General features: G+C 60.1%; 18 protein-coding genes and 1 pseudogene. 13 read left to right on the forward strand and 6 right to left on the reverse strand.

From position 1 onward, the window contains the following. Positions 1-104: 104 nt before the first annotated feature. Complete coding sequence (locus AC07V4_RS25440) at positions 105-410, forward strand: XRE family transcriptional regulator (RefSeq protein WP_492637976.1); 306 nt, start codon at positions 105-107, stop codon at positions 408-410. Here the strand turns inward: AC07V4_RS25440 and AC07V4_RS25445 are convergent. Continuing rightward, positions 404-1,321 carry an EamA family transporter gene (locus tag AC07V4_RS25445; RefSeq protein ID WP_492637975.1) on the reverse strand — a complete coding sequence of 306 codons (918 nt, stop codon included), beginning with the start codon at positions 1,319-1,321 and terminating at the stop codon, positions 404-406. The two genes, AC07V4_RS25440 and AC07V4_RS25445, sit on opposite strands and share 7 nt — an antisense overlap. 93 nt (positions 1,322-1,414) lie before the next feature. On the opposite strand from AC07V4_RS25445, the gene AC07V4_RS25450 reads away from it, so the two are divergent. From AC07V4_RS25450 to AC07V4_RS25460, 3 genes and pseudogenes are all read left to right on the forward strand, one after another. Then, positions 1,415-2,197: an AraC family transcriptional regulator gene (locus AC07V4_RS25450; protein WP_492637974.1), complete on the forward strand. Its 783-nt coding sequence runs from the start codon at positions 1,415-1,417 to the stop codon at positions 2,195-2,197. 81 nt (positions 2,198-2,278) lie between these two features. After that, positions 2,279-3,832, forward strand: a pseudogene (locus tag AC07V4_RS25455) (DUF726 domain-containing protein). Positions 3,833-3,874: 42 nt separating this feature from the next. Further along, positions 3,875-5,194: an Nramp family divalent metal transporter gene (locus tag AC07V4_RS25460; protein ID WP_431750388.1), complete on the forward strand. Its 1,320-nt coding sequence runs from the start codon at positions 3,875-3,877 to the stop codon at positions 5,192-5,194. A 1-nt stretch (position 5,195) separates the two neighbouring features. Here the strand turns inward: AC07V4_RS25460 and AC07V4_RS25465 are convergent, their stop codons facing one another. Continuing rightward, on the reverse strand, positions 5,196-6,128 hold the full coding sequence (locus AC07V4_RS25465; RefSeq protein ID WP_431750391.1) for a LysR family transcriptional regulator: 933 nt from the start codon (positions 6,126-6,128) through the stop codon (positions 5,196-5,198). A gap of 117 nt (positions 6,129-6,245) precedes the next feature. Between AC07V4_RS25465 and AC07V4_RS25470 the strand changes: the two genes are divergently transcribed. The 5 genes from AC07V4_RS25470 (at position 6,246) to AC07V4_RS25490 (ending at position 9,412) form a co-directional block, all read left to right on the forward strand. Beyond that, the gene (locus AC07V4_RS25470; RefSeq protein ID WP_492637973.1) at positions 6,246-6,734 is read left to right on the forward strand and encodes a DMT family transporter; all 489 of its coding nucleotides are present in this window, start codon (positions 6,246-6,248) and stop codon (positions 6,732-6,734) included. Positions 6,735-6,738: 4 nt separating this feature from the next. Beyond that, a complete protein-coding gene (locus AC07V4_RS25475; protein WP_492637972.1) occupies positions 6,739-7,194 on the forward strand; it encodes a DMT family transporter in 456 nt (151 codons plus the stop codon). A 199-nt stretch (positions 7,195-7,393) separates the two neighbouring features. Then, complete coding sequence (locus tag AC07V4_RS25480) at positions 7,394-8,158, forward strand: AraC family transcriptional regulator (protein ID WP_492637971.1); 765 nt, start codon at positions 7,394-7,396, stop codon at positions 8,156-8,158. A 90-nt stretch (positions 8,159-8,248) separates the two neighbouring features. Next, on the forward strand, positions 8,249-8,422 hold the full coding sequence (locus AC07V4_RS25485; protein WP_492637970.1) for a DUF1427 family protein: 174 nt from the start codon (positions 8,249-8,251) through the stop codon (positions 8,420-8,422). A 30-nt stretch (positions 8,423-8,452) separates the two neighbouring features. After that, on the forward strand, positions 8,453-9,412 hold the full coding sequence (locus AC07V4_RS25490; RefSeq protein WP_492637969.1) for a quinone oxidoreductase family protein: 960 nt from the start codon (positions 8,453-8,455) through the stop codon (positions 9,410-9,412). A gap of 50 nt (positions 9,413-9,462) precedes the next feature. Here AC07V4_RS25490 and AC07V4_RS25495 read toward each other — a convergent pair whose 3' ends face one another. Next, complete coding sequence (locus AC07V4_RS25495) at positions 9,463-10,491, reverse strand: purine-nucleoside phosphorylase (RefSeq protein ID WP_492637968.1); 1,029 nt, start codon at positions 10,489-10,491, stop codon at positions 9,463-9,465. Between the two features lie 14 nt (positions 10,492-10,505). Continuing rightward, a complete protein-coding gene (locus tag AC07V4_RS25500) occupies positions 10,506-11,468 on the reverse strand; it encodes a nucleoside-specific channel-forming protein Tsx (protein ID WP_492637967.1) in 963 nt (320 codons plus the stop codon). Between the two features lie 205 nt (positions 11,469-11,673). Here AC07V4_RS25500 and AC07V4_RS25505 point away from each other — a divergent pair, with 205 nt between their 5' ends. Then, entirely contained in the window at positions 11,674-12,474 is an 801-nt protein-coding gene (locus AC07V4_RS25505; protein ID WP_492637966.1) for an aminoglycoside phosphotransferase family protein, read from the forward strand. A gap of 6 nt (positions 12,475-12,480) precedes the next feature. Here the strand turns inward: AC07V4_RS25505 and AC07V4_RS25510 are convergent, their stop codons facing one another. After that, entirely contained in the window at positions 12,481-13,401 is a 921-nt protein-coding gene (locus AC07V4_RS25510) for a helix-turn-helix domain-containing protein (protein ID WP_492637965.1), read from the reverse strand. A 261-nt stretch (positions 13,402-13,662) separates the two neighbouring features. Here AC07V4_RS25510 and AC07V4_RS25515 point away from each other — a divergent pair, with 261 nt between their 5' ends. Together AC07V4_RS25515 and AC07V4_RS25520 are read left to right on the forward strand one after the other, a co-directional pair. After that, positions 13,663-14,922 (forward strand): ABC transporter substrate-binding protein, encoded by a 1,260-nt coding sequence (locus AC07V4_RS25515; protein ID WP_492638108.1) that lies wholly within the window; start codon positions 13,663-13,665, stop codon positions 14,920-14,922. Positions 14,923-14,942: 20 nt separating this feature from the next. Then, positions 14,943-15,716: an L-iditol 2-dehydrogenase gene (locus tag AC07V4_RS25520; protein WP_492637964.1), complete on the forward strand. Its 774-nt coding sequence runs from the start codon at positions 14,943-14,945 to the stop codon at positions 15,714-15,716. 138 nt (positions 15,717-15,854) lie between these two features. On the opposite strand, the gene AC07V4_RS25525 is transcribed toward AC07V4_RS25520, so the two are convergent. Beyond that, a complete protein-coding gene (locus AC07V4_RS25525; protein WP_492637963.1) occupies positions 15,855-16,547 on the reverse strand; it encodes an NUDIX hydrolase in 693 nt (230 codons plus the stop codon). Between the two features lie 145 nt (positions 16,548-16,692). Here AC07V4_RS25525 and AC07V4_RS25530 point away from each other — a divergent pair, with 145 nt between their 5' ends. After that, positions 16,693-17,340, forward strand: coding sequence for a nicotinamidase (locus AC07V4_RS25530; RefSeq protein WP_492637962.1), 648 nt, complete (start codon positions 16,693-16,695; stop codon positions 17,338-17,340). Positions 17,341-17,345 lie beyond the last annotated feature (5 nt).

Raw genomic sequence — 17,345 nt, forward strand, 5'->3', positions numbered from 1 at the left:
CTTTGGAAATGTGGTGGGCATGCAGATGGGTGTGGTCGAGCGCTAGCGATAATTCCTTCAATGGAATGTTTTGTATGCCTTCAATTCCAATACAGGCCACAACCATGGCGAAGAAATTCACTGAACTTCAAGCTCGCATGACGTCCGAGTCCCGTACCGAGGCCGAGCAGTTGTTCCGCCAGCACTTGAAAGAAATGCCGTTGCATGAACTGCGCAAGGCACAACAGCTGAGCCAGGAGAGCCTGGCCAAAGCATTGAATATCAACCAGGCGGCGGTCTCCAAGATGGAGCGTCGTACTGACATGTACATCAGCACGTTACGTGATTACATCCGCGCAATGGGCGGGGAGCTGGAAATCATCGCAACGTTTCCGGATGGCCAGGTCAAGATCGACAACTTCGCCTACTGACGGCATGAGTGTGTGGTAGCCGCTCGGTCAAGCACTGGGCTTTGTGGCCCTGACGTCGTTCGACGACGGTATAGCCCAACCGCGAGACCTGTGATGATGATTGCCATCGACATCAGGTTGAGTGTGGAAACCCGCTCATCCAGTATCAACATCGAACTGGCTATCCCGAACACCGGAATCAACAACGACAGCGGCGCGACAGTGGACACCGGGTACGCCTTGAGCAGTGTGTTCCAGCCCCAATAGGCAAGGTGTGTGGCCAGGTAGACCTGAAACAGGATCGACAGCACGGCGGTCAGGTCGAGGTGGATGGGCAAGTTTTCGAACGCTGCGCCGCCGTGTATCCACCAGGTCATGAGCAGTAAGGGAATCGGTGGGAACAGGCTGGCCCAGACCATGAACGCAAAGATTTCCTTCACCCCGGATGTCTTGATGATCACGTTGCCCACACTCCAGGCCAGTGCACTGAACACGATCAACATGACACCCAGCACGGCATGTTCACCTTGCTGGGTAGCGATGATCCCGGTTAGCCCGATCAAGGCGAGTACAGCGCCTATCCACTGCGCGTAGCGGATCTTTTCCTGGAACAGCACGTAGCCCCAGCCCAGGGTGAAGAACACGCTGAGCTGAATGATCAGCGAGGCGATACCCGGGCTGACCCCGAGGTGGATGCCGTAGTTGATCACGCCCCACATGCCCAGCCCGAAAATCACACCATAGGCCGCCACGTAGCGAAATTTGACGGTGGGGCGCCGGATAAAGAACACCAGCGGCAAGGCGGCCAGGGCGAAACGAATGCCGGTGAGGAGGAACGGGTCGATGTCGCGCAGGCCCAGTTTAGTGATGGGAAAGTTCAGCCCCCAGATGAAGGTGACGAGCAGGGCGAGGGCGAGGTGTTTTTTGTGCATGAGCGTTCCAGGGCGGGTTCGGAGACATGAATGCTAGAGCGTGGTGCAATGGCCCGCTTGCTATGCCAGGCCATACTTTGACAATATCGGGCCATGATCCCGACCTTTGATGCCAACGACCCCGAAGCGGTGGTCACCTTGCGTGAATACCCGTCCGGCACCGTGTTCGAGCGGCATACCCATTCGCGTGGTCAGTTCGCCTACGCCTCCAGCGGCGCACTCAAGATGTTTACCGACCTTGGCAGTTGGGTGGTGCCGCCGCAGCGGGCGATCTGGGTGCCTGGTGGTGTACACCACGAGATGCACATGCGCGGTGATGTGGTGATGCTTAACACTTACCTTGATGACGCCGCCGCCGGGCGAGCCGGTTTGCAGGACCGTTGTCAGGTGTTCGAGGTGTCATCGCTGCTCAGGCATCTGCTGGAAGCGGCACTGGCGATTGCGCCCAGCGCGGCACTCAGTGTGCGACAGCGCTGTGTATTGACGCTGCTGATCGATGAAATCAGCGCAATGCCCGAAGTGCCTCTGAGTGCACCATTACCTGCGGAGCCCCGTCTGGCTCGGGCCTGCCAGCGTTTTGTGGATGCGCCGACACAGCGCATTTCCCTGGATGAGATGGCCGCTTGGTCGAACATGAGCCGACGTACTTTCACGCGCAACTTCCATGAAAACACCGGCATGACGTTCGTGGCGTGGCGCCAGCAAGTGTGCCTGTCGGAGGCGACGGCTCGGCTCAGCCATGGCGCGTCGATTACCGAGGTGGCGTTCGCGTTGGGGTTCAGCAGCTCCAGCGCCTTTACTTCGGTATTCCGCCGCAATCTGGGAGAGAGCCCGGCACGCTACCTGGCCAAATCCAAGGCGGCGTCGTTGTTCTGAATCACGTCGGTCAGGATTCATCTTTGTCAACACCCTGCTTTGTTACTATCGCTGCCCATCGTCACCAGGAGTCACCGGCCCATGCAACACCAGTGGGATGAAATGCACCGCACCCGCAAGCCCACGTTCGTGCTGTGCGGAGAGCCCCAGGGGGAGGTGCTCAATCTCTACGTTCACGGTTATTCGGCTTTCTTCAATCTCCAGCAACTGGGGAGCTTCAAGGAACAATTGGCGAGTATCGAGGGTTCGACCAACCTGATGCTGTTCTGGCCGGCGGGGCATTTCCTGGAAAACCTATTTGCGCCGTTCAAAGACGTGATTGCCTCGATGCTCGGCGGTGGTGGCCTGGGTGCGGCGACGGTGGGCGTGGGCAAGGCGATTGCCTATTTCCTCGACCATTACAAGAGTGTCGAGGCACGTGTCGATGAAGTGGCCAAGACTTTGTTGCCGGAGCTGGCAGGCTACCTGCACGACGAGTCGCTGCCAGTGCGGCGTATCAACCTGATCGGCCATTCCCTCGGCGCTCGCATTCTGGTCAAGAGCGTGCTGGCCAGCCCGGAGGTCGCCCGCGAGTTGCCATTGAACAACCTGCTGCTGATGGGCGGTGCGATCTCTACGTCCAGCCCCTGGGAAGACGTGTCGGCACCGTTCAAAGGGCGGGTGATCAACTGCCACTCCAGCAAAGACTGGGCGCTGGCGATAAAACCGGATACCGAACGCTGCATTGGCCGTTATGCGATTGACGTGACACCAGCGTTGAAGGCCAAGGTTACCAATGTGCATCTGGCCACTTTTGATCATGCCGCCTATTGGCCGCAATTGAAGACGGTGGTGCAGTACACCGACCTGTTGCAAGAGCGTCGTGGCCTGATTCGCGCTGACTTGAGGACCCCTGAAGTACGTTTTGCCGAGGAGGACGTGGAGTTGTTCTGCGCGTTGGGGCAGGCACGTCCGGACGAGTTGAAATTTCTTGCTGAGCTGATGGCGCAAAAGCGCAGTGCTTCCATCGATGCCGATGTGCGCGAACCACTGAAACTGGCTATCGAATTGCAGCGCATGGGCGGTGACAGCTTCATGAACCTGGCCCGTGGCCATGGCGTGAGTTATCGCCAGATTGCCGAAGATGTGGCGCAACGGCTGGGGATCAAGTTCGATGAACCGGTTGAAGCCACAGCGCTGGCAGACATTGAGGCGCAGGTCGCGGAAAAACTGATCGAGCAGTACAAAGACAAACTCAGCAGCGCCGATCGCCAGGCCTTCGACGCTGAGCTCAAAGCCGCCGCGTAAAAAGAGCAGGGTTTGTTCAATCGTATCGATCTCGGTCGCTCGGCCACTACTGCCTTGAGCGGCACGGCGTTGGCGGGACTCACCGGGTTTATCCTGCGTCGTGGCGCGGCCACGGCCGTTCCGGTGGTGGGCCAGGCGCTGGCGGCGGCGATGTTGCTGGTGACCGGTGTACGTGCGTTTTCCGGTCCGGCCTATTCGATTACCACCCTGGCGGTATTGGTGGTCGGGGTGATTCGCCAGCGCATGGAGCGTGACGCGCTGAATCAGGAAATGGACCTGGTAGTGCAAGTGGTCGAAGCGTTTGATTTACCCCGGGAAACGGTGATGCGCACGGTCGCATCCGACTGATAAGCTGCGGCCTTGTCTTGTGTTGTTTACTTGGGATGCCGCGTGAAATTCAGCCTGCCGAAAACCGCTACCGCACCGTTCTGCCCTCCGGAAGTGGCCGGGTCCGTCGCCGTCGACCCCAAGGCGTCATTCTTCAAACGCATGTTGATGTTCGCCGGCCCCGGCCTGTTGATCTCCATTGGCTACATGGACCCAGGCAACTGGGCCACGGCCATCGAGGCCGGTTCGCGTTACGGCTACAGCCTGTTGTTTGTCGTACTGCTGGCGAGCCTTGCGGGCATGGCGGTGCAATGCCTGTGCTCGCGGTTGGGCATCGCCACCGGCAAAGACCTGGCGCAGTTGTGCCGTGAGCGCTACAGCCGGCGTTCCGCACGAACCCAGTGGGTGTTGGCGGAAATTTCCATCGTTGCCACTGACCTCGCCGAAGTGCTTGGCTGCGCCCTGGCATTTCACCTGTTGCTCGGCGTGTCGTTGACCACGGGCATCGTTATCACCGCCTTCGACACATTATTGATCCTGGCCCTGCAAAACCGTGGGTTCCGCCGCCTTGAAGCGATCATGCTGGCGCTGGTGGCGACCATCGGTGTGTGCTTCTTTATCGAATTGGTGCTGATCAAACCCTACTGGCCGGACGTGCTCAGCGGCTTTACCCCGTCGTTGTCGGCCATCAGCGATGCGGCGCCGCTGTACCTGGCTATCGGCATCCTGGGTGCGACGGTGATGCCCCATAACCTCTACCTGCACACGTCTATTGTGCAAACGCGGCTGATCGGCAAGGACCTCGCAAGCAAACAGGATGCGGTCAAATTGGCGCGTATCGACACCATCGGCTCCCTGGCCCTGGCCTTGCTGGTGAATGCAGCGATCCTGGTGCTGGCGGCGGCTGCGTTCTACAAGACGGGCCACACCGAGGTGGTCGAGATCCAGGACGCCTACCACCTGCTGGACCCATTGGTTGGTGGTGCTTTTGCCAGCATCCTGTTCGGTATCGCTTTGCTGGCCTCCGGGCAAAGCTCCACCTTCACCGGCACCATCGCCGGGCAGGTGATCATGGAGGGTTACCTCAACCTGCGTATCCCGTGCTGGCAGCGCCGTTTGATTACCCGTGGGTTGGCGCTGATCCCGGCGTTTCTCGGGGTGTGGCTAATGGGCGATGATGCCATCGGCAAACTGCTGATCCTCAGCCAGGTGGTGCTCAGCTTGCAGTTGCCGTTCGCGCTGTACCCGCTGATCCGCATGACCGATGACAAGCAATTGATGGGGCCGTTCGTAAACCGGCTGCCGACGCGGTTATTGGCGTGGTTCCTGTTTGCGGTGATCAGTGGGGCGAATGCGTGGTTGATTGGACAGTGGTTGTTCTGAGTCACCGATCCCAATACGGCACCGCCCCAAAACACTCCACAAAATAGTCAATCACCGTACGCACCTTCAGCGACAGCCGTCGGCTGCCGGGCCACAGCGCGGCGATCTGTTGTGGCTCCAGCGTCGTCGCCACTTCGTATTCCGTGAGCACTGCCTGCAAGGTGCCGGCGCGCAAGCTTTCGCCAATCAGCCAGGACGGAAACACCACCAGCCCCAGGCCTTGTTCAGCGGCGTGGGTGAGGGTGTCGGCATGGTTGCCGGTGATCGGGCCCTTGACGCTGTAGGGCGTCCAGTCGCCTTGGTCACGGCGGAAGAACCAGCGTTGCTGGCCGGTGATGCCTTTGTAGGCCAGGCACTGGTGATTCACCAGTTGGTCGGGGTGGCTCGGCAAGCCATGGCGGGCCACGTAAGCCGGGCTGGCGGCGATGCGAAAGCGCTGGGGCGCGAAGATGCGGGCTTGCATGCTGGAGTCGTTGAGCACGCCGATGCGAAACAGCAAGTCGGTGCCGTCTTGCAGCGGGTCGACATAGGTGTCGGTTTGCTGGATATCCAGCTGCAACTTGGGATAGCGGCGGCACAGCTCGCCGAGCCACGGTGAAAGATGGCGCTGGCCGAATACCATCGGCGCGTTGATGCGCACCAGGCCGCTGGGCTCGCTTTCCTGTTCCTGCAGGGCCTGGCCGGCGGCTTCCAATTGTTCCAGCATCACCCGCGCATGTTGCCCGAGCAGGCGCCCGGCTTCGGTGGGGCTGACCGCACGGGTGTGGCGGTAGAGCAGTTGCTGGCCGAGGGCTTGCTCCATCAACTGGATCTGCCGAGAAATGGAGGAGGGCGCCAGGCTCTCGCGGCGTGCCACTTCCGAGAAGCTGCCGTGGTCCAGCACTGCGACGAACAGGCGCAATGCCTTGAAACTCAGTTCATTCAAACCCTGCATTGCGCCTCCAGGCTGTGCGTATTACGCAAAGGTGTTATCCGCATGCTCCCATTTATCGCACAGAACGGCCACCGGATAATGCGCGTCATCAATCCTTTGTTGAAGTGCAGGTGATGTATGCAAGCCAGTTCTACCGTGGGTGTGGCGCAGGCCACGCCGAAAAGAAACCTTCTACGGTTGCTGTTATTGCCGCTGGTGATCCTGGCTGGCATGGGGCTGTCGGTGGAGGCCGGGTTGTTGGGACCGTTGGGTGTGCAGGTCGGGCATTTGTGGGCGACGTTGAGCATCTTCGGTGTCGGTTCGGCCATCCTGTTTTTACTGTTGTTGTTCAGCGGTCCGCAAAAAGGTCCGGCACTGACCGACCTGCCGCGCTGGCAATTGATCGGTGGGTTCCTGGGGCCGATGTACGTGGTGGTGTTGACCCTGGCTACGCCCCACATCGGGATTGCCATGACCATGATCGCGATTCTGTCGGGCCAGGTCGGCAAGAGTGTATTGATCGACCATTTCGGCTGGTTCGGTACCGCGCGCAAGCGGGTCAATATCGAGCGTTGGATCGCACTGGCGCTGATTGTGGCGGCACTTGTCTTGATTGCACGAGGGTAAGACTATGAACCTGATGTTGTTATTGGTGCTGGTGATCGCCGCAGGCGCGGTGTTGAGTGTGCAGGCGGCGATCAACGGTCGCCTGGGCCAGGCGGTGGGTGTGTTGCGCAGTAGTTTGCTGACCTTTGTAGTCGGCGCGATCACCACGGCGTTGTTGATCTTTTTCTTCGAACCCACCCAGGCTGTCAGCCTGTTGGATGTGCCGAAATGGCAACTGACCGGCGCGTTGTTCGGCGTGGTGTACATGATGGTGATGGTGGGCGCAGTACCCGTGGTGGGGACGGCGGTGGCAACGGTGGCGGTGATCGTCGGGCAGTTGGGCATGGGCATGCTGATCGATAATTTCGGCTGGCTGGGCAACCCGGCCATCGAGCTGTCGGGCAGTCGCCTCCTGGCGATGTTGCTCTTGGCCCTGGCGCTGGTGTTCATGTACCGCAGCAATAGCCGCCTGGCCGATTAAAGGTATTGAGCCCTGATTGCTTGCCTATAGTCGTTGCTTAAGGTGCAGCACCCGCTGCGCCGAGCACCCTTCCCATGGTGAGCCGCGTGCCTTGTCGACGGGTGCGAGTGCGCCAAGTGGGCACACGCTAGAAAATCCGCTCGGATTATCGGGTGACGGTCATTACCATGGTCGTTCACCCTTGATTGATGTGTTCCTCATGGCCCTGGCCGCTCCCCCTGACCTCACTGATCATGCCGTCCCCGTGCAACCCCTTGCGCGCACTTACCCGCGTGGGTTGTATGTGGAGCCCCATAGCCACGACTGGGGCCAGTTGCTCTACGCCATGAGTGGCGTGATGTGGGTCGAGACGCCCCGTGAAGCCTTGGTGGTGCCGCCGCAGCGCGCGGTGTGGCTGCCGCCGGGTGTGGAACATGGGATTCGCGTGGTCTCGGACCTGCAGATGCGCAATATCTACCTGCGCCCGGCATTGGCGGCCACGCTGGACAGCCAGGTGCAGGTGATTGAAGTGGGCGGGCTGTTGCGTGAATTGATCGTCACCTTGGTCGATCAAGGTGACAACGGCGATCCGGTTTATTACGACGCCGTGGTCGGCCTGGCGCTGCTGGAATTGCAACGGGCACGCCGCTCGCAAATCCGCATCGCCATGCCGCTGGAGGCGGACCGTCGATTGATCAACGCCTGCCAGGCAGTGATGGCGGCGCCATCCCTGGAGATCCCCTTTGAGCAGCATGCCGAGGCGGCGGGGGCCAGCGTGCGCACCCTGGCGCGATTGTTCCAGAACCATCTGGGCATGGGCTTTGCCGAGTGGCGGCGGCAGGTACAGCTGGCCACGGCGGTGGCCGAGCTGATCCAGGGCCAGTCGGTCAGCGGTATTGCCCGTTCCTTGGGCTATTCACCCAGCAGTTTCAGCGACATGTTCCGTCGCGAACTCGGCGTGGCGCCGTCGCAGTATGTGGGCTGAGGGTTTGGCCGATATCCTGAAGTACTTGGCCGATGTTTCGCAGGTGGGCTCACTACACTGAGCCCATCAACCTACACGGCGCTGTTCTCCATGAGCTACCTGATATCTCTTGCCATCGGCCTGCTGGTCGGCGTGATCTACGGCGCCTTGGACTTCCGCTCGCCCGCACCGCCGGCCATCGCCCTGGTGGGACTGATGGGCATGTTGCTCGGCGAGAAACTCTGGCCCATGGGGCGCGAGTGGCTCAGCGGTTGGTTGTCCTGATTCTTTCTTTCCCTTCGATGGATATTGGCCATGAAAGCCCTGCAATTTTCCGCCACCGGCGACCTTGCTGCCCTGAGTTTCGTTGATGTCGCCCAGCCGGTACCGGCTGCCGGTGAAGTGTTGGTCCAGATCAAGGCGGCGGGTCTTAACCCCAGCGATGTTAAAAACGTGCTCGGCCGTTTTCCCTACACCACCTTGCCGCGCATCCCCGGACGGGACTTTGCTGGCGTGGTGGTGGAAGGGCCGCAGGAGCTGGTCGGCCAGGAGGTCTGGGGCACCGGCCGTGACCTCGGGTTTTTCGCCGACGGTTCTCACGCGCAGTACCTGACCGTGTCGGCCAAGGGCGTAGCGCACAAGCCAACCCACTTGAGTTTTGCCCAGGCCGCCAGCCTTGGCGTGCCGTACACCACTGCCTGGGATGCCCTGGAGCGCAGCGGTGTCGGCAAGGGCACGCGGTTGCTGGTGATCGGGGCCAACGGGGCCGTCGGCAGTGCCGCGCTGGCGTTGGCGAAAATTCGCGGCGCCCAGGTGTTGGCGGCGGTGCGCAAGGTGGATCAGGTCGAGGTGTTGCAGGCGCAAGGGTTGGAGGCGATTACTTTGGGGCAACCGGAGGCCTTGGGTGCGCAGGTCAATGCCGTGTTCAAGGGCGGTGCCGATGTGATCTTCGACACGACGGGTTTCTGGCTGCCGGCTGCTGTCGCAGGTCTGGCGCCATTCGGGCGCATTGCAATCATCGCCGCGCCGGTCGACGGCCACGTGCAACTGCCGGCCCTGGCCTTGTACCGCAAGGGCGGTTCGGTGGTGGGTATCAATTCGTTGCTCTACAACTGCGAGCAGTGCGCGGTGATGCTGGAACAGTTTGGGCGCTTCTTTGATGACGGGTCGCTGCCATTGCCGACAGGCTTGCGTGAAGTGGCGCTGGCGGAGGGGGGGCAGTGCTATGAGGAAGTGAATAGCGGCACTGCGGACAAGATCATCTTCCTGCCTTGACGCGGTGAAAAATGTGGGAGGGAAAGCCCCCTCCCACATTTTGTTCCTCATCAGGCTTCGGGAACGCCTTTTTCCCATGTCGACCAGTTCTTCAAGATCGCCTGTACCAACGGATTACCCGTGCGATACAGGTTTTCCAGTGCTGGCACGAACCCACCTTGGTCCGCGTATTTCAACAGGTTGTCCACCTCGCTATAGCCCGGATAAGGACGGTCGAAATCGGAACCTGCCCGCACCACGGCCAGGCGCTGGATATCCACCAACCCCTCGCGACTGGCACGCAGCAGGGCCTCATAGGTGGAGTTGTCTTCCTGCTGGGTCGTGCAGTATTCGCCTTTGTTGTCGGTGAGCAGCTTGGTCCAGACTTCGGCGCGTTCGCTCAGGCGTGTGCCGGAGAACCAGGTGTTACCCGCCAGGGTGTCGCAACGGGTGACTTGCGGTGGCTGGTTGGCCGGGGCGGCGGGGTAATGTTTGCGCCAGGCGCTGGATTCCTTGCTTTCCGTCAGCTCGACTTTTTCCGACAGGGCAAACGCTTTCGCTTGCAGCTTGGGATTGAGCTCAAACACCTCGGTCTTGTAGTCCAGCGGCGGTTTCTCGTTCGGCCCTTTGGTGTTGATGCCGATGTAGCCCGTCGGCCAATCCTTGGGCACGTCCCGCGAATCCAGCTCCCATTGGGTGCCGAACTCCACCAGGTAATGGGCCCAGGCAGCAGTGCCGATGGTTCCGTGTTTGGGGCTGATACCGGCGATCCCGGCAATCAGGAAGTAGCTCTGGCGCAGGTCGAACTTGGGCGACAAGGCCAGGGCCAAGGTGGAGGCGGCGGCGTTGGTCTGGCCCATGCCGGTGACGAGCAGGCACACATCCTGGGTGTTGCAGCGAATCACTGGGTATTCGGCCGAAAGGCCCGGCACGCGAACTTCCTGCTTGAGCTCCAGGCGGTCGATCCAGGTTTGCGCCTCAGGGGCGAACATGGTGATCAACATCACCTTGGGCTTGATCGGCGCAGGCGTATCCGCCAGCACCAAGTGGGGCAAAAATGCCAGGCCGATAGCCATCGAGAGGCGGGTAAATACGTTCATCTAAAGTTCCTTGATCAGAATTGATAACCGACGCCGGCGTAGTAGCCCCAGCCTTCGGAGCGGGCGCGGAAGTTACCCTCGCCGAAGTTCAGCTCGCTGCCGTCCTCCCAGTTGCCGCCGTTATGAAAGTAACGGCCGACCAGGGTGAAGCGCAGGTGGGTAAATGAGTAAAGCAGCACGTTGGTCGCCACCAGCGCGTTGGCGGTACGCGCCGGGTTGTCCTTGTGCAGGCTTGATCCGAAATCGTAGTTGGTAAAGCCGATGTAGGTCAGGGAAGCACCGTTGTCGAAACTGCTGATGGGCACGATGTACTTCATTTGCGCACGGTAGCCATCCCACGAATATTCATTACTGGCCCCGTAGTTTTCCCACTGGTAGCGCCCATAGAAGTTGGCCGACAGGTTGACCCGCGAGTGGGTGTCGATATCCGTGCCCAGGCCGCTGTACAGGGTGTTGGCGCGGTTGGACTTGTTGCTGCCGTGGTCGTAGATCCAGTCAAACGCCACATACCACTCCTTGAACGGCCCAATCGCCAGGCTGCGCCCTGCCAGGTAATCGATGGAGATACGTGGTTCGTGCTCCATGAACACCGGCGAGCCATGGTCCCACGCGCCTTTGTCATTACTGTTACCGATGCCGAGAATCTTCGGCACGTCGATATAGCCGTACAGCTCGAACGGCCCCTTGCGGCCGAAGTACTCGTATTCCAGGTAGACGTCATCTTGCGGCTTGGGGCCGAAGCTGATGTCTTTGCTGCCGATCAGTGTCAGATCCTGGTTGAACCAGTCCGACAAATACACGCCTTTTTTCGCCGGACTGGCTTCCGGGCCCTTGGTTTCAGGACTCAGGGTTTCGCCCTGTGCTGAGTCATCGACGGGTTGTTGCTGCGCCAAAATGGGCGCACTGAGTACTCCCGTAACGGCAGCCAGTAGCAAGGAAACACCAAAGCAAGCAGGACGCCTTGAGGTGGGGTGCATTGAAAATCCCTATTCGTACGCGGTTTGAACCCGATTCTGCGGGTAGGAGTGAACTTGGCTGCCAAGTTCGTTCCGCAAACGTTTGCACGTGGCGTACCAACTTTGCTCAAAGGGTTGAGCAATATGAAAAAAAGCAGAATTAATTGGCTTTTTGATCAAAAATGGCAGGGTGTCATTTTCACGGGCCCACACAAGGAACTCCTTAATGTTCGAGCGCTATTTGCAATCCTGGAACCTGAGTGCCGACGGCGACCTTATCGTGACGCCCGGCAGCCACTTGTTGCCCGTGCGTTGGCAAGGCTTGCCGGCGATGTTGAAGATTGCCCATACCTCAGAAGAAAAACTGGGCGGGCGGTTGATGAGTTGGTGGGCAGGCGATGGCGCAGCGCAGGTGTACGCGCATGACGGCGAGGCTATGGTGATGGAACGTGCCACCGGCGCGGGTTCCTTGATGCATATGGCGCTCAATGGTCAGGATGATGAAGCCAGCCGGATTGCCTGCGCGACGATTGCCCGGCTGCATGCGCCGCGGCCAGTGCCGCCGAAAGGACTGCTTTCCCTGGAGGTTTGGTTCCAGTCTTTGTGGCGCGCGGCTGAGGATGAGGGCGGCAGGTTGCTTGACTGCGCAGCGGTGGCGCGTGAGTTGCTGGCAACTCAGCAAGACATCGTGGTGCTGCACGGTGATGTCCACCACGACAATATTCTCGACTTCGGTGCTCGGGGCTGGCTGGCGATTGATCCAAAGCGGGTGACAGGCGAGCGAGGTTACGACTACGCCAATTTGATCTGCAATCCGGATTTGCCTACCTGTAGCGACCCGATGCGTTTCAACCGCCAGGTTGACGTGATCGCACAAACGGCCGGCCTCGCACGCCAGCGCCTGCTGCAATGGGTCGTGGCTCATGCCGGATTATCGGCCGCCTGGTTTCTTGAGGACGGTGAGCGCCAGCGCGCAGAAATTGATCTTGAAGTCGCCCGCTTGGCGCAAAAGGCCTTGGCTCAGTAACCGATGTTACAGGCCGGTGCGGTTAAACAATTGCACCGCGGTTTCGCGCCGGTATTCACTTGGCGTCAGATTCATCTCAATCCGAAAGTGCCGATTGAAGTTGGACAGGTTGGCGTAACCCACTTCAAAGCAGATATCCGCCACCGACATCTCGCTTTGCAGCAACAACCGACAGGCACGCTGCACACGGAACTTGCGCATCAGCTCGATAAAACCGTGGCCGGTGTTGCGCTTGAAGAACCGTGAGAAGCCTGGCTCGCTCATCTCCAGTTGTCTCGCGATCACCGACAGGCGCACATCGCCGGTGAGTTCGCGCATCAGGTAATCGAAGGCCTTGTTGATGCGTTCGGCACTGCGCGCATCCAGTGTTGGCGCGTAGCAAGGGCTGGCCAGCGCCTGTACCTGATGTTGTGGCGCGTTTTTCAGGGTGTCGAGCAGTTGCAGGAACAGGATCAGCCGTTGCAGGCCATGGGCATTGCCGATGGCTTCCATCAACTGTGCCGCCTGCACCGCCGTGGTGCCGCTGAAGGCCAGGCCGCGCCGCGCCTGTTCGAACAAGGGGGACAAATCGCCAAGCTCCGGCAGGGTTTTGCGTAGGCCGAGGAGGGCTGCGCCGTCGAATTGCAGCACCACGTCGCGCCCCTTCAGGCATTCGCCGGGCGGCAGGTCGCCGATCCAGTCGTGAGGCAGGTCCGGGCCGATCAGCGCAACATGCCCGGCGCTGAAGGCGCCTATGTAATCACCCGCAACCAGTTTGCCGCTGCCTTGGCGGATCAGATGGATTTCGAACTCGGGATGGTGGTTCCAACGCGCCAGGTCGTAAGGATAGTCATGTTCGAACCAGCGAAAGCAGTGGTCCGGCTCGGGCAGGATCACTTCGAATTCGGCAGGGCGATGCTCGAACAGTTCGGCGCGGCTGACGGGCATGGCAATGCCTCTTTTAGGTGTGGGATCGTCTCAAAATACGCGCACTGGCAACCCGTGCGCTACCTCCGGTTTTGCCTGGTACCGATACTTTTTTGATCTTGGTGCCAAGGTTAAAAAAGTATCGGTCGCGCATTCGCCATGGGTTTGTGGGGGGGTGGCCAAGCTGCTGTAATCGGCGCTCAACAACAAAAACAACAGGTGGAAACCGCTATGTTCAAGCTCCCGCAAGCGTTGTTCCTGCTGACCGGCCTGGCACTGGCCATGCCCAGTCACGCCGCCGATACCGTGACCATTGCCACGGTCAACAACAGCGACATGATCCGCATGCAGCGTTTGGCCAAGGTGTTCGAGCAACAGCACCCGGACATCAAGCTCAATTGGGTCGTGCTGGAAGAAAACGTGCTGCGCCAGCGCCTCACCACCGATATCGCCACCCAGGGCGGGCAGTTCGACGTGCTGACCATTGGCACCTATGAAACCCCGCTGTGGGGCGCCAAGCACTGGCTGGAGCCGCTGACCCAACTCCCGGCGGACTACGACGTCGACGATATCTTCCCTTCTGTGCGCCAGGGTTTGTCGGTCAACGACACCTTGTATGCCTTGCCGTTCTACGGCGAAAGCACCGTCACCTACTACCGCACCGATCTGTTCAAGCAGGCGGGGCTGACGATGCCCGCGCACCCGACCTGGACCCAGCTCGGCGACTTCGCCGCCAAGCTGACAGCTAAAGACAAAGACCAATACGGCATGTGCCTGCGCGGCAAGGCGGGTTGGGGCGAGAACATCGCATTGCTGAGCACCCTGGCCAACGCCTTTGGCGCGCGCTGGTTCGATGAGCAGTGGAAGCCTGAATTGACCAGCCCCGAGTGGACGGCGGCCGCCAACTATTACGTCAATACTCTGAAAAGCTACGGGCCGCCGGGCGTTTCCAGCAATGGCTTCAACGAAACCCTGGCGCTGTTCAACAGCGGCAAGTGCGCGATCTGGGTCGATGCCAGCGTCGCCGGCTCGTTCACCACCGACAAAAGCCAGAGCAAAGTCGCCGACAGCGTAGGCTTTGCGGCAGCGCCCACCGAGGTCACCGATAAAGGTTCGTCCTGGCTCTACGCCTGGTCCCTGGCGATCCCGGCCACATCCAAGCATAAGGATGCGGCCAAGGCCTTTATCACCTGGGCTACTTCCAAGGACTACATCCAACTAGTCGCCCATCAAGAAGGCATCGCTAACGTGCCACCGGGCACCCGTCAGTCCACCTACAACGGGGCCTATTTGAAGGCGGCACCGTTTGCCCAGGTGACCCTGGAAATGATGAAGCACGCTGACCCCATGCATCCATCGGCCCAGCCGGTGCCGTATGTAGGTATCCAGTACGTGACCATCCCCGAGTTCCAGGCCATCGGCACCTCGGTCGGCAAGCTGTTTTCGGCGGCATTGACCGGCGGCATGTCGGTTGACCAAGCGTTGCTCCAGGCGCAGTCCACCACCGAGCGCGAGATGAAACGCGCCGGCTATCCCAAGTAATTTTCCAAGAGCACACCCTCATGAAACGACTCGAAGGTAAAAGTGCGCTGATCACTGGATCGGCACGCGGCATCGGCCATGCCTTTGCCCAGGCTTATATTGCCGAAGGCGCCACTGTAGCGATCGCTGATATCAACTTGCAGCGGGCCCAGGCCACGGCTACCGAGCTGGGTCCACAGGCTTACGCCGTGGCGATAGATGTCACCGATCAAACCTCCATCGATGCGGCGATTGCCGCCGTGGTCGCCCAGGCTGGCAAGCTCGATATCCTGGTCAACAACGCTGCGCTGTTCGACCTGGCCCCCATCGTCGATATCACGCGTGACAGCTATGAACGGCTGTTCTCGATCAACGTCGCGGGCACGCTGTTCACCCTGCAGGCCGCCTCACGGCAGATGATCAGCCAAGGCCATGGCGGCAAGATCATCAACATGGCCAGCCAGGCCGGGCGGCGCGGAGAACCCTTGGTGGCGATCTATTGCGCGACCAAGGCGGCGGTGATCAGCCTCACGCAATCGGCGGGGTTGAACCTGATCAAGCAAGGCATCAACGTCAACGCCATCGCACCGGGTGTGGTGGACGGCGAGCATTGGGATGGGGTGGACGCACTGTTTGCCCAGTATGAAGGGCTGGCCCCTGGCGAGAAGAAGAGGCGAGTAGGGGCCGAGGTGCCGTTTGGGCGGATGGGGACGGCGCAGGATCTGACGGGGATGGCGGTGTTCCTGGCATCGAAGGATGCCGACTACGTGGTAGCCCAGACCTACAACGTCGATGGCGGCAATTGGATGAGCTAGAGCCTTGCATGGATCAAAAATGTGGGAGCGGGCTTGCTCGCGAATACGGTGTATCAGATATGCATATAGTGACTGACACACCGCTTTCGCGAGCAAGCCCGTTCCCACACTCAAGGTGCTTTGTGCTTTGAATCGAGACTATTCGGCAAAACTGCGATCAAAAAAATACACCGCCCCAGGCTTCAGATTCTCTACTGTCGCCTGGGGCCGGCCGCCTTCACCATTCTTCTTGCGGCCTGTCTCACGCAGATATCCCGCCTCGGTCAGCTTCAACAAGCGCTGGCGAATACTGGTCTTCAACACCGGGCGCGCCAGCACCAGTGAAAAGATCGTGGTCGCTTCCGGCGCGCTGAATTCATCCCCCAGAAACAGCAACGGCAAGCTGCTGTACAACGACTTGGAAAACAGTCGCTCCTGTACCGCGGCCACGATCAGGTTGTGGTCGAACGGCAGCTTGATGCTGCCATTTGCCACCGCATTCAGTGAAAACCAGCCCTGGTGCTCGGCCACTGTCACCTCATCCGCCACGATGGCCAGGTAGAAGGTGGATGACGACCAGCAACGCGGGTCGCGAAACGCATCACCCACCGTGCCGACTTGCTCGCTCCATGCCAATTCGAAGCCCACCTTGTCGCTGGCGCGCAACCGCTCGACCGCATCCTTGAGGCTCAGGTCTTGCACGTCGCCGTTGACTACCACGCCGGGCAGTGCCCAGTGTCCGGCAAAGGGCTCGGCTTCGCGCTTATTGAGCAGCAGTTTCAAGTCCCCTGAGGCGCGGCAGTAAAACAACACGCACAGGTCGACGGTATGGAGGTAAGGGCTCAGTGGCATGTGAAATCCTTCGAAACAGCAGTGGTGCACAGTCTAACCAATCGAACAGATATGTCATGTACTGGCTCCAGAATAGATAAACAAATGTTTCTTGCAATGAAAGTACATGACGTGTACTTTTATTTCAGGCCACCGGAGAACGACCATGACCCTCTCGAAAACCGCCATTGCTTCATTCGACGTCGACGCCCAAAAGAGCTTCACGCCACTGTGCCCCAACGAGTTGCCGGTGGTCGGTGGTGATCGGATAGGCGCCGAGCTCAACTACATGGCCAGCCTTGCCGGCCACCGCATCGGCAGCAAGGATGCCCACACCCCGCACGCGCCCTGGGTGGTCAGCCAGCACAGCGAGATGCTGCAACCCACCGGCCTGGCCCATGCCGATCTCACCTGGGTCAGCCACTGCGTGCCGGGCACCGAGGGCTTTACGCTGTTGGACGAGCTGCCCAGCCCCTATGACTACGACTACTTCGTCTGGAAGGGCGTCGAACCCGATCTGCACCCTTACGGTGCCTGTTACCACGACCTGCACGACAAACTCTCCACGGGCGCGATCGAGTACCTCAAGGCCCAGGGTGTGAGTCGTGTCATCGTCGGCGGCCTGGCCCTGGACTACTGCGTCAAGACCACGGCGCTGCAACTGCTCAAGGCCGGCCTGGAAGTTGTCCTGTACCTGCCAGCGTGCCGGGGTATCAGCGAAGAGGGCGGAGTGCAGGCCGTCAATGAGTTGCTCAAGGCCGGTGCCGTCATCAGCAGCAGCCGCGAAGAACTGGCAGCACAGGCCACGCGTTAAGGAGA

It is taken from the genome of Pseudomonas sp. GW821-FHT03A09, from assembly GCF_059421065.1.